Genomic DNA, 14,183 nt, shown 5'->3' with positions numbered 1-14,183 from the left:
TTCTGTTTGTTTTGAAAAGAACCTAATATGCCGATCCAGATTGCCGTTGCCGACGACCACAGTGCTATCAGGCTGGGAATGAAATACGTTATCCACGAATGGATGCCGGAAGCGGTTGTCCATTTCGTGGAAAACATGCCCGGACTGTTGCGGTTGCTGTCGGCCGAAACGATAGACATGATTGTTCTGGATATTAACATTCCCGGCGGGAATAATTTCCACATGATTCAGATGATCAAAGACGTACGAGAAAACGTTAAAATACTGGTCCTGTCTGCCTATGAAGAGGATGTGTATGCGTTGCGGTATATCGACGCGGGCGCAGATGGTTATTTGCAGAAAGATTGTGACGACGGCGCCATACGCGATGCGCTTAATGCCATTCACACCGGCAAAAAATATGTCAGCAACGAAGTGAAGGAGCATTTACTGCACGACAGGCTGAATAGCGGTGCAGCTTCGCACGATAACCCGATCCGGCTGCTTACAAACCGGGAGCTGGAAGTATGCCGTTTGTTGATAGATGGCAAGGGCGTAGGAGAAATCGCGAAGGCTCTCTTCATCCATACCTCTACGGTGGGAACCTATAAAAGTAAAATATTCGAGAAGCTGCGGGTAACGAATGTCAAGGCATTGACCGATGTGTTTACGATACACCATGTTGACGGAAGATGAACGAAACGGTCGTGCCCTGTCCCAACGTGCTCTGAATCATCATTTCAGCCCCTATCAGATGCGCCATATCCTTCACCAATAACAGCCCGAAGCCAATTTTCTTTTCTTCCACGACAACGGTTGATTCATGTTGGTTGATCCGGTTATAATAGGCAATCTGTTCGGGATACAAGCCTACGCCGGTGTCGCTGATAGACAGCGACAGCGTGTCTGCAGCGGGACGTTGGGCTTGGACCGTAATTTCGCCATTCAGCGTAAACTTTATCGCGTTGTCCAAGAGGTTGTGGATGATGATAGGCAGAATCTCGGCGTGCGACTGGATAACCGTGCCTTTGGGAATGCGATTATGGATGGTATTTCCCCGGGAGATGGCTACCGATTGAAAGATGTCTATCTGGCGTTGCGCGGTTTGGTATAGCGGCACGTCGGTGACGTTCAGCTGGTCTTTAGCCAGCATGAACTTGGCCAGTGTGGTGAGGTTATTTGAATAAAGGTAGATGTTTTTGGTTGATAGGTAAATCTGCTCCATTTCGCTAGGCAAGAATCCTTGCTGCTTGGCGATTTCCTGCATATTGCTCAGCGCTTTGACCACATAATTGAGGGGAGCCTTGATGTCGTGCGTAATGGAGGTGGAGAGCCGCTGTTGCCACTCGTATTGGCTCGCTAACGCGGCTGTTCGTTCGTTGACCTTTTGAACCAGTAAGCGGTTTTGACGGAGGATAAGGCGGCTCCGACTATGCATAATGAACCAGATGCCCAAGCCGGCCAAGACAAACGAAATGGCGATAAACCATGCCGTTTCATGAAACAGTGGCGTTTTGTACAGGTGAAAAGTGGTATAGTGGAAGGCTTCAGGGCCGATATCCGTACGCATGCGCACCCGTATCTCGTGGTTGCCGGCGGGCAGTTCATTGAATGATAGCTGGTCGTCCGATCCGTTGAGGGGAAGCCATTCGTTCGGTTTTCCATGCTTGCTGTAAAGCAGGTATTCCATGTGGAGGGTGTGGGGATTGCCGTAAAACGGGGTGGCGATTTTGAGGTCCAGCCGTGAAAAATGCTGGGGGATTTGAATGGTATCCTGTACCGGCAAGGATTTGCCGTTCAATGCGATTTCATCAAGGATGAGCGTACCGGACGGGAAGGCGTCGGTGATAGCCGCCGGATCGAATTGCACCAGTCCATCCAGTGAAGGGAAAGAAAAACGGCCGTTTGGCAGTTCGATGGCGCACGGCTCACACCCCCCGTTGAATTCGTTGGTATTAAACCCCCATTGCTTATCATAGTAGAAGTAAAATGGCGCTTGTTGCGGGTCGTCGCGGTAGTGCAGCAATTGCCGTTTGCTCACCTTAAACAGCCCTTTGTTGGTGCTGATCCATAGAAAGCCGTTCCGGTCTTCCAGCGTACAATGCGCGGTGGCCAAATAGTGATTGTTATCCAGCGGGAACGCGGTAGCCTTGCCATCCGCATACAGAAAAAAGCCGTGTTGGTACGTGGTAACCCAGTACCGGCGGTCCGATTCGTTTCGGATACTGCGGATCTGTTTTCCCTTAAAAAAGGGTACCTCTAGCACCGAACCTTTGGTGGTATCAAAAACAAAGAGGCCCTCGTCGGTCCCAACGAACAGTGCGCCGTCAGCTTTCCGTTCGATGTAACTGATGCCGCTGGAAAACGAAGCGGCCGCGCGGAAGGTGTCTGCATCGGCATCGTACTTCAACAGCGTTCCCTGCTTGGTGCCGAGCCAATAATCCGATGAATCGCCTTTGAAGGCCAGGGAGGGCGTTGCGGACAGTGATTTCGTGCCGACCACGCGGTCGAGACTTGGCGTAACGACCAGGATGCGGTTAGTCTGTAAGATCCAAAGGTTGCCATCAGGCCCCAAGATCTGCCCGTATTTGGGTTCGCCCGGTTGCACGATCTGCGAAAAGTGAGGTTCGCCATTGTCATCAAACGTTATCCCCTGGTCGGTAGCCAGCAGCCCGCCAGGCAGCGGAGTTTGATTGTAGAACACCGTCTTGGAGTATTGGTCGTCTACGCTGAGCGTCGTAAACTGTGCTTGTTTAAAAATGAATAGACCCTTGGTAGCACTCCCCAGTAAAAGCTGGCCTCCGGATGCATGATAAAAGGCCGAAACGATATGGTTCGTCTTGAAATTGAAACCGGTGAGTATGCGTGTGCTGGTCAGGTTGCCATTGGCATGCTCTGTCAAACGGTAAAGGCTTTCAGCGGCATATATAAAAAGCTGATGGGCGGTCGTATTCCAATACACGTCGAAACGGGTACCGGACGGCAACTGCAGGATATCACCGGTTATCTGTCGCTTGGTGATAGTGAGATCGCTTCCGATTTCCACGTAATAGAGCGTAGAGTTAAAATAGAACAGCTTTCCGTTGAATCCATTGAAACGCCAAGGGCTGGCGCTGGGAAAAGCGATCGAAGCGGTAATGGAGCCATCGTTCCCGATACGCAATACGGAGTCGCTCGACACGACAAATCCACCGCCTGCGCCGTCCGGGACAAAGACGTGTGAGGGACGGTCGCCAGGGTACGGAGTTGGGGACGAAAGGTGGTAGTGAGTGTTTTCCTTATAACGTAAAGCGAAACTGCTTGTAATCCGATGAGGGAATTCTTGAAGCACCTGTGCCTTCCCGTCCTGCAGTAACACCACTTCGCCAGATTCACTTCTGGCCCATAACTCATGGGGCCGTTCGCCGGTACTAAGCGTGTTAAGGCGCACGGTTTTCAATATACCCGAGAGGTGCGGGAAGGTCTTGAATCGGCCCTGGCCATCATAGCGGATTGGGCCTTTCTCTGAAATCAACCATATAAAGCCGAGGTTGTCCTGACCGATTCCCTTGATGCTGTTTTGCGGTAGGCCGTGCTCGTCCGTGTAATGCGCCATGTTGAACGTGCCGTCCGCGGCGAGCAACGTGTATGGGCTGGTCAGCAATGCCGTTAACGCTAAAAAAAAAGCTCGTCTGATGGAAGCGATAAGTAGGGTCACGTTCTGAAGATAGATGATGCGTCGGCTATGATCTAATCAATGCATAAAAGTATTTAAAATATTCGGTGGCTGCAACAGGAGTGTAGTAGAAAATTTTCTATCTTCCGCATCATCGATATTTTGATTGGAATTTCAAAAAAACACGATTGACAGCGCTTGGTCGATTGGACATTTTTGCTTCCGTAATAAAGACGCATCTACCAATGGGCTTTTTTATCTGCTTATTCCTGCCCTCCTGTATCGTCTTATTGGACATCGTTGACAGCTACTTGATGATTTATGAAAAGAATTTTATTTGCATTCCTCGTCCTTGTTATTAGTGTCCCACTCCGGGCGGCCGACTACTACTGGGTAGGTGGCGGCGGTAATTGGAGCGACCTAAACGGCCATTGGCGGCTCGGCAGCCCGACCGGCGGCGTCCCCAGTATTGTACCTGCTCCCGGTGATAACATATTCTTCGGTGCCTACAGCGGATTTGGAACCACGGCGGCCTCACGGACGGTGACGCTGGATGCGAATGCGTTTTGCAACAACATGACCTGGGAAAGCGACGTGCCGAATGGACCGTTGCTGGCACGCAGCGGTGCCAATACATTGTTTGTAGGTGGCAGTTTGGTGCTCACCCCCTCGTTGGGCTACAGCGGCGTTGTGAATATTGAATTTAGCGGTGCCAATCCGGGTACCCTGACGACCAACGGTCCGATTAATGGTATTCTGAACATCACGATCAATAAGCCCGGAAGTGGGTTGACGCTCGAAGACGATCTGGTATATTCCGGCACTACAGCTAACAACGGATATGGCCTGACCTTAACGGCGGGCTATCTCGACGCATCGGGAAAAAACGTGGCGGTATACAGTTTCTTGAGTGAAAACAGTAACCCCCGGCACCTCGACATCACCGGCGGAAGCCTCTCCGTACTGCGCAATTTCTACTTCAGGGGCGCCAATAAGACGACCGCGGCAGCAGGATCTTACATCCAATCGGGAATCCGGCTGGTGACAGACGGTGGCGAGTTTGACGTGGTGGAAGTGATGTCGGAAAGCCCGAACAACGATCTGTTTTCGGTGTACAACACGACGTTCCGGAAACTGATATTCAGTAACCCGTCGCTGACGTCCAATGCGCGCATCCATGCCGGTAATACCGTGGATTCGCTAATCTTTATGGGGGCCGGCGTGGTCCGGAATGAAAACAATACGATTAAATACGTGACTTTTGCCGGGAATGCCGGGATCGGCGGGGCGAATAACACCATCCAGTATGCGGAGGTGGGCGGGACGCTGAACTTTATTGATAACGGTGCGCACGTCTTTGATACGCTGTATACGGCGCCGAACCGGAACATCGAAGTCCGAGGCACCATCACGATCAATAAACGGTTCCGTGCGGGCGGTGCGCCGTGCGACGGTTTTACGGAAATCACGGGAATTGCCGGCGGCACCATCCATTTTGCCGACGGCGCTGTAGCCGAAATCGATAATGTGTTGCTGACCAATATGACGGCAACGGGAAGCATCACACCCCTTACGGTGAATGGCGTGGATAACGAGGGGAACAGTGGCTTTATTATCAATACGCCGACAACAGCCAGCCGCACCTTGTATTGGGTAGGAGGGGCAGGCGATTGGAACGATCGCAGCCATTGGAGTGAAACCAGCGGTGGCACGGGTGGGGCCTGCATTCCGTTTGTTACCGACAACGTGGTGTTTGACGGGGCCAGCGGGCTAAACGCGGGAGGGATCGTTACCACCTCAGGCAATGCGTATTGCCACGATTTAACCTGGGCGGCAAGCCTGTCAGGAACCCCCACTTTTAACGAGTCAACCAGCACAATATTGCGGGTGTATGGCTCCGTTTCACTGAATCCGAATGTCACCATGAATGCGGAGCTGCGCTTTACAGGTGACGAAGATGTGACCGTTACGGCCAATGGCAACACACAGGGCGCCCTGGAGATCCGCATCGTGAAAACAGGGCCGGCGGCAGCAATAGGCAAAGTAACCTTCCTGGATAATTGGAGCAACACCCAGGGCAGGGTGATGTGGCTGTGCGGCAATGTGGACGTGCGCAATCGGACGTTGGATATCCATTCTTTCCAGGGACTTCAGTCGCAGGGCGGCCACCTGGATATGCGCGACGCAACAATTGCTGTAAATATCTGGGAATTCCTGAATCCGAGCAAAACGGTGAGCGCCGTAGGTTCATCCATACTGGCAAAAACCAACCTAGGCATTCGCACGGGAAGTTTTTATCGGGTGGAAAGCCCGGCTACAGACAACAATGGCTTTGATATTGCCAATGCGACGATTGATTTCCTGACTTTCAGCAATCCGTTGCTGACCAGCAATGCCTGGATCGGTGCAAGTAACACGATCGGTACGCTGGAATTTAAGGGCCGGGGAATGATCCGCTATGGTGGAAACAACATCGATTCATTAATAATAGCTGAAAACCGGAATCTGCGGCTGTTTGAAGGTAGTAACACCGTTAATAAGTACCTCAAAGCCATCCATCCTGCATGCAGTGGCCTGGGCGAAATACGAAGCGACGTGGCGAGCACCATCGCCTTTGGCGCGGATGCCGAGGTCGAAATCGCGAATGTCTACCTGGAAAATATCGTGGCCACCGGCGGGGGCGGTGCCCTGACCTTACCCATTACTGTGACCGGTGCCGACGCCGGCGGTAACGTGGGATGGAACGTTACCGCCTCGGATGGCGATGCACGGTATTGGGTGGGAGGTGCCGGCGACTGGAACGACGCCGCCCATTGGAGTACGACGTCCGGCGGGCCGGGTGGGGCCTGTATTCCTACGGTTGCCAACGATGTGTTTTTTGATGCCAACAGCGGTTTTGGTACCTCTGTGGCGGCAAGGACGGTAACCGTCAACACCGGTAACGCCTATTTCCGCGACATGAGCTGGGCGGGGGCGACCAACAACCCGATTCTGAACAGGGTGGGCCCCTGGAACATCGAGGCTTGGGGCGAAAGTATGAAGCTCAACTCTTCGAGTGTATTAAATGCGATTATTCAACTTCGAGGTCCGGGAGAAACCACCATCACCGGTCAGGCAAGCGGCAACTTGGATTTCGAACTCCGCAAGCCGGGGGGGCGTCTGGTGATCGGGAATGACTTTAACAATAACCAGACCGATATCTTGCTGTACGAAGGTACGCTGGATGCCCGTGACATCGCGTTAAGTGTCCGTTCGGTGGATAACGATTCGCGGAACAACAACATCGCCATTGACATCACCGGGAGTACCGTCCAAGCGGCAGGCCATTGGCGGTTCAATGGGGGTACCTCAAACCGTTCGTTAAGTGCAGCGGGTTCATCGATATCGACGAACCAGTTCCTGTCTGCCGGCTTCACCTATGAGCAGGTGTCCATCAACGGAACGGCATCGGGGCATGGGGGATTTTCGGACGTTACGGCCCGGAAGGTGGTGTTTACCGATCCGAATGTGGCCTCGCTAATCGGCATCAACGGGGGCAACAATCAGTTGGATACCGTGGAATTTAAAGGCGGTGGCAGAATTTACGGGACTAACAATACCATCGGTACGTTAATCTTTTTTCCCGGAAGTCGGTATATGTTTACCGCAGGCACCAATACCACCATCACCGATGACTGGTTTGGAAGTGGAACACCCTGCCGGCTGACGGAAATCGTAAGCAGCGGTCCGGCAAATGCGACGGTAACGATGACCTCAGGTAATGTAAACTTCGATTATGTCCGTTTTCAGCAGATGACTGCGACAGGTGGGGCGGAGTTCACCGCCGGCTCGCATAGCCAGGATCTGGGCGGAAGCACCGGCTGGGACATCGCACCTTATGACGGGGCATCGCCGATAATGGGCTTAGGCACAGACCGTACGATCTGTGCGGATGGATTCCCTATCGTGCTGGATACCGATGGGTTCTTTGCCGGCCCTTCGGCCACGTATTTATGGAGTGACGGCAGCACCGGAAACACACTGACGGTCACCGATGGCGGCACCTATAGCGTGACGGTGCAGTACCCAGACGGTTGCAGCATATCCGATGAAATCGTGATCACCAAAAGCACAGTGATCGTTGAGCCGGTCACCGGCCCTGATGCGGTGTGCGTCGGAAACACGACCACCTTGCAAAGCGCCACCGAAGGGGGCGTCTGGAGCAGCAGCGATGCGGCCATTGCCACGGTTGATGCGACTACCGGAGTGGTAACGGGGGTTTCCCCCGGAACCGCCACCATAACGTATACGGTGACCAGCGAGGAAGGCTGTACCGCCAGCCAGCAGGCGACCATTACGGTAAATCCAGTGCCGGTGGTTGATGCCATCACAGGTACGCTTGAGGTCTTTGAGGGTGAAACCACCACGCTTTCCAGCACCACACCGGACGGTATATGGTCAAGCAGCAACACGGCCGTAGCCACTGTCGATGCAGGCGGCGTGGTAGCCGGCGTATCCGGCGGCACGGCAGAGATTACCTATACGGTGACCAACGATGAGGGCTGTTCGGTATCGGTTACCGCCACGGTAACGGTGGACGGATTTTCGGCCGCTAAACGCGAGGTTAGCGTGATCAAGACGGCGGATGCGCAGGAACCGTTTACCAACGGAGGCTTCCTGATCAGCCTGCCGGCAGGTGTGTTGGCCAAAGAGAACATTGCGTTGAGCTACAGTGTAGGCGGTACCGCTACTCCAGGCACTGATTACGTAGCGTTAACTGGCACCATCGAAATAGCCGCAGGAACAAATGGCATCACTGTGCCGGTTACCGTTATTGACAACGGTGTGATAGAACCCGATGAAACTGTTGTATTCAACTTGTCTGCGGCTACTTCAGCCAATTATACCTATACCATCCCAAGCGGCAGCAATAGCGCTACAGTGAATATCAGCGACGATGATTTTACCGCCAACAGCAACATCGTATTGCTTACCAGAATATCCGATGCGATAGAAGGCGGTACCAATGGGCAATACCGGATATCTTTCCTTCCAGGGATTACCAGTTCTGAAAATGTGGTAGTCAACTTCAATCTGGAGGGCACGGCGGTAAATGGCCTGGACTATAATATACTGGGATTAAGCGGTGGCAATATCGTGATACCGGCCGGCGCGAATGAAGTTTTTATAGATGTTGATGCAGGGAACGATGGAATTATTGAAGGACCTGAAAGCGTGGAAATGACATTAACCGCTGCCGCTTCGACGAGTTTCCCGTTCACCATCGATCCGTCCGCTAACGGCGGCACAGTGAATATTGTTGACGCCAATGCGGCCAGCAGCACGCCTTTGCAGGTGATTGCTGGCACTAATGCTGCAGAACCAGCTAGCGGTGCAACGTTTACGGTTAAGCTTGCTGGCGTTGCCACGTCTGCATGGCCGGTAACGGTAGGGTATCGTGTATCCGGCACGGCCGTGGCCGGTTTGGATTACCAGGACATTGGAACGATCACCATACCACCGAACACTAATAGCATCACGGTGAACCTCGACGTGCTGGACGACCAGGTGATAGAGCCTACAGAAACAATGACCTTTACGCTGCTCTCCGGCAGCGCGACCGATGGCGGGGGGAATGCATTCATTTTCCCGCCGGATCCGGCCAATGATGATATTACGGTCGACATAGTGGACGATGACGCAGTGGCGGCCAACCAGGTATTGGCGGCGGTTAAAAATATAGACGCCGCGGAGCCGTCTTCGAGTGGCAGCTATACGGTGTCACTTCCTGCTGGGTACACTTCGGCTGCCAATACGACGCTCAGCTATACCATGACTGGTGGAGCAACGCGCAATACGGACTATACGGTTTTCACCATCACACTGCCGGCTTACCGGAACAGTGTGGCGATTCGGGTCAACGTGATTGACGATAAGATCATAGAAGGCACTGAAACCATGGTGATGAACCTTTTGGGTGGAACAGATGGTAACAGCTTTAGCTATACGGCTGATGCCGCTGCTAGTGCAGTGCCCTTGGATATCGCGGATGATGATCTCGATCCGGCTAATAGGGTGCTCACCATTACGAATGACGGAGATGCAGCCGAGCCCACCACTAATGGTGGATTCAAAATCAGCCTGCCCGCGGGCATAACCACGACCGAGGATATAACGGTAGATTATACCATCAGCGGTACGGCCGATGCGGGCGATGACTACGGTGCGATCACCGGTGCAGTTACCATTCCTGCGGGGCAAAACAGTATAACGGTTCCGGTGACCGTTGCAGACGACCAGGTGATCGAGGCAACCGAAACCGTCGTGATGAGCCTGGCAGGCGGCAGCAGCGCCAGCTTCACTTTTACCGGCACAGGCAGCGCCACAGTGGACATCGCGGACGATGAGAGCGCTGATCCGGCAAACCTGGAACTTGCCATCAGCAAAGCGGCTGACGGCGCGGAACCGGGCACGGGCGGTGGCTTCGCGATCAGCCTGCCCGCAGGTATAACCGCTACCGAAGATATCACGGTAAATTATGACATCGGCGGTACCGCTACGGCGGGTGATGACTATGTTGCAATCACCGGTACAGTTATCATTCCGGCAGGGCAAAACCGTGTAACCATTCCGGTAACCGTTGCGGACGACCAAGTGATTGAGGCGACGGAAACCGTGATCATGACCCTGGCAGGCGGCAGCAGCACCAGCTTCGCCTTCACGGGTACGGGCAGCGCGACGGTAAATATCGCCGACGACGAAAGCATGGTGCCGGCGAATCTGGAACTTACCATTAGCAAAACAGCCGACGGTGCCGAACCGGGCACGGAAGGCGGCTTTACGATCAGCCTGCCCACAGGCATCACGGCTTCTGAAGCCATTACCGTGAATGTTGAAACGGCAGGGACGGCCACCTCAGGAGTGGATTACGTCACGCTCACGGGTACGGCGGTAATCGCCGCGGGACGAAGCAGTGTCAGCCTGCCGGTGGCCGTCATCGACGACCAGGTGGTCGAAGGCATGGAGACCGTCGAGATCACACTCAACGGTGGCAGCAGTGCCAGCTTTACCTTCACCGGTATCGGCAGCACGACAGTCGAGCTCATGGATGACGACGACACACCGGAAAACCTGGTGCTGAATGCGACCAAAATCGCTGACGCGGCAGAGCCTTCCATCAATGGTGCATTCAATATCGCACTTCCGGTCGGTTTGACAGCAACGGAAGACATCACGGTAAATTATTCCGTCACTGGTACAGCGATTGGCGGTCAGGATTATATCCAACTCCCGGGCGTTGCGGTAATCCCTGCCGGAGATAATAGCGTGGATATTCCGTTGACCGTAGTCGACGACCAGGTGATTGAAAGCACCGAAACCGTAATTGTCGGTGTGACCGATGGTAGCAGCGCCAGCTTTACCTTTGCCGGTGGTAGCAGCGCAACGCTGGACATTGCGGACGATGACAATATACCGGCGAACCTGGAGCTGAGCATTGCCGGTACAACGGACGGCGCAGAGCCGGGCACGGACGGTGCATTCACCATCAGCCTACCCGCGGGCGTAACCGTATCGGAAGACGTAACGGTAACCTATACCGTGGACGGCACAGCCATGGCGGGCGATGACTACGCCGCCCTTACCGGCACTGTGGTGATCCCCGCGGGTCAGAACGGTGTCGCCATTCCGGTAACGGTCGTGGACGATCAGGTGATCGAGGCGAGGGAAACGGTCATCGCTACGCTTGCAGGCGGCAGCAGCACGGGCTTCACCTTCACGGGTGCGGGCAGCGCCACGGTAAACATCACAGACGATGAGAGCACGGTGCCTTCGAACCTGGCGCTTGCCATCGATAAAACAGCGGATGCTGCCGAACCGGGCACGGACGGCGGCTTCATAATCAGCCTGCCCGCGGGCATAACCGTATCGGAAGACGTAACGGTAACCTATACCGTGGGCGGCACGGCCACCGCGGGCGATGACTACGCCGCCCTTACGGGCACGGCGGTGATCCCGGCGGGCCGGAACGGTGTCGCCATTCCGGTAACGGTCGTGGACGATCAGGTGATCGAACCGGCCGAAACGGTCATCGCTACGCTCACCGGCGGCAGCAGCACGGGCTTCACCTTCACGGGTGCGGGCAGTGCGACGGTGGAGATCACAGACGATGAAAGCGCGGTGCCTTCGAACCTGGCGCTCACCATCGATAAAACAGCGGATGCTGCCGAGCCGGGCACGGACGGCGGCTTCACGATCAGCCTGCCCGCGGGAATAACCGTATCGGAAGACGTAACGGTAACCTATACCGTGGACGGCACGGCGATGGCGGGCGATGACTACGCCGCCCTTACCGGCACTGTGGTGATCCCTGCAGGCCAAAACGCTGTTGCCATTCCGGTAACGGTCGTGGACGATCAGGTGATCGAACCGGCCGAAACGGTCATCGCGACGCTTGCAGGCGGCAGCAGCGCGGGCTTCACCTTCACGGGCACGGGCAGCGCGACGGTGGAGATCACAGACGATGAAAGCGCGGTGCTTTCGAACCTGGCGCTCACCATCAATAAAACAGCGGATGCTGCCGAGCCGGGCACGGACGGTGCATTCACGATCAGCCTGCCCGCGGGCATAGCCGTATCGGAGGACGTAACGGTCACCTATACCGTGGACGGCACGGCCATGGCGGGCGATGACTACGCCGCCCTTAGCGGCACTGTGGTGATCCCCGCGGGTCAGAACGGTGTCGCCATTGCGGTAACGGTCGTGGACGATCAGGTGATCGAGGCGACGGAAACGGTCATCGCCACGCTTGCAGGCGGCAGCAGCACGGGCTTCACCTTCACGGGCACGGGCAGTGCGGCGGTGGAGATCACAGACGATGAAAGCGCGGTGCCTTCGAACCTGGCGCTTGCCATCGATAAAACAGCGGATGCTGCCGAACCGGGCACCGACGGCAGCTTCACGATCAGCCTGCCCGCGGGCATAACGGTTTCTGAGGATGTCACGGTAACCTATACGGTGGGCGGCACGGCCACCGCGGGTGATGACTATGCAGCCCTTAGCGGCACGGCTGTGATCCCCGCAGGCCTGAACAGTGTTACGGTAGCGGTAACCATCCTGGATGATGACTTATCAGAGTCTGTTGAGACGGTGATTGTAACCCTCTCGGAGGCCTCTTCTCCCGGTATCCCCGTTACCATAGGCACGGCAAACAGCGCAATGGTTACCATTGCGGACGATGATGAGCGTATTCCGGACCTGACGGTCGCCATATCGGTTGACAACGCATCGCCGATGGCCGGGGAACAGGTCGAGTTCACCATCGAGGTGAGCAATGCAGGGCCTGACGATGCCACCGGTGTGGCGGTACTTAGTAAACTGCCATCGGGGTACACGTTTGTAGCTGCGGAAGTATCACGTGGTACATATGACGAAGAACCGGGTGTCTGGGCGGTCGGTGACCTTGCCGTCGGCGAAAGCCGGACGCTGCGGATCACGGCCGTAGTAAACGGGGAAGGCGACTACGTGACCCGCGCGGAGGTGAGCGGTAACGAGGATGATCCGGATGCGGGCAACAATGAAAGCGAGGCATCGGTATCGCCGGTCCATCCGCCGCGGGCGGTTGACGATGCGGGGACGGGGTACTCGAACAAAGCGCTGGTCATTCCGGTGCTGGCCAACGACGCGGCGGGCACGCATCCGCTGGATGCGGGATCGGTCGAGATCGTGACCCGGCCGCAGCACGGCACGGTAAGCGTGGGCACGGACGGTACGGTCACCTATACGTCAACAGCCGGATATACGGGAGCGGACGGATTTTCATACCGGGTGAAGGACAGCGGAGGCAACTGGAGCGGGCCGGCCGAGGTAAGCGTCACGGTGGCAGCCAACCCGCTTCGGATACCGAATATCTTCACGCCGAACGGCGACGGGCAGAACGACCGTTTCGAGATCGAGGGCATTGAAGGGTTCGACCGTGCCGAGGTGGTGGTTTTCAACCGCTGGGGCAACGAGATCTACCGCCACAACGACTACGACAATACCTGGGACGGGGCGGCTATCCCGGAAGGCACGTATTATTACATGCTGACGCTGCACAAAGGCAGCACGCGGCAGGTGGAGAAGGGCTGGATAGTGCTGAAGAAGCGGTAAGGGAAAAAGGTGGAAGGATTAGGTTTAATCAAAACAATGCAGATGAGATACATAAAGGTAATCATATGGATACTGGCGGCAGGCGCGCCCTTTGCACTGCGCGCCCAGCAGAACATCCAGTTCACGCAGTACATATTCAATTCGATGAGCATCAACCCGGGGTATGCGGGCTACAAGGAGGAGTGGTTCGGGCAGCTGGGGCTGCGCAGCCAGTGGGTCGGGCTTGACGGTGCCCCGCAGACGGGTCTGCTGTCGGTTGACGGGCTGCTGGATCCGGTAAGCAAAAGGCACGGGCTGGGGGTGCAGCTGACCACGGACCGTCTGGGCCCGCAGTCGGCCAGTTCGGCGTATGTGAACTACGCGTTCCGGCTGCGGCTGGATGACGAGGACACGCAGCGGCTGAGCTTCGGGCTGGGTGCCG

The 14,183-nt window shown here is 55.5% G+C and carries 4 protein-coding genes; 3 read left to right on the top strand and 1 reads right to left on the bottom strand.

Annotated elements, in window-relative coordinates:
- The first annotated feature begins 27 nt into the window (after positions 1–27).
- Entirely contained in the window at positions 28–675 is a 648-nt protein-coding gene (locus ACFQRK_RS06110; RefSeq protein ID WP_379004672.1) for a response regulator, read from the top strand.
- Here the strand turns inward: ACFQRK_RS06110 and ACFQRK_RS06105 are convergent.
- Positions 647–3,676 carry an ATP-binding protein gene (locus ACFQRK_RS06105; protein WP_379004670.1) on the bottom strand — a complete coding sequence of 1,010 codons (3,030 nt, stop codon included), beginning with the start codon at positions 3,674–3,676 and terminating at the stop codon, positions 647–649. The two genes, ACFQRK_RS06110 and ACFQRK_RS06105, sit on opposite strands and share 29 nt — an antisense overlap.
- A 279-nt stretch (positions 3,677–3,955) precedes the next feature.
- Between ACFQRK_RS06105 and ACFQRK_RS06100 the strand changes: the two genes are divergently transcribed.
- Positions 3,956–13,762, top strand: a complete 9,807-nt coding sequence (locus ACFQRK_RS06100) for a Calx-beta domain-containing protein (RefSeq protein ID WP_379004669.1) — start codon at positions 3,956–3,958, stop codon at positions 13,760–13,762.
- 42 nt (positions 13,763–13,804) lie between these two features.
- On the top strand, positions 13,805–14,183 hold a 379-nt coding region (locus tag ACFQRK_RS06095), incomplete at its 3' end, for a PorP/SprF family type IX secretion system membrane protein (protein ID WP_379004667.1).

This window comes from Parapedobacter sp. GCM10030251, from assembly GCF_042666505.1.
Classification (GTDB): domain Bacteria; phylum Bacteroidota; class Bacteroidia; order Sphingobacteriales; family Sphingobacteriaceae; genus Parapedobacter.
Note: the sequence above shows the minus strand (reverse complement) of the source record. Positions and strands in the feature narration are given on the sequence as shown.

What these genes read in the sequence shown, in the direction of transcription:
- ACFQRK_RS06110 (WP_379004672.1), top strand. Translation starts at nt 28, where the DNA reads ATGCCGATCCAGATTGCCGTTGCCGACGACCACAGTGCTATCAGGCTG.
- ACFQRK_RS06100 (WP_379004669.1), top strand. Translation starts at nt 3,956, where the DNA reads ATGAAAAGAATTTTATTTGCATTCCTCGTCCTTGTTATTAGTGTCCCA.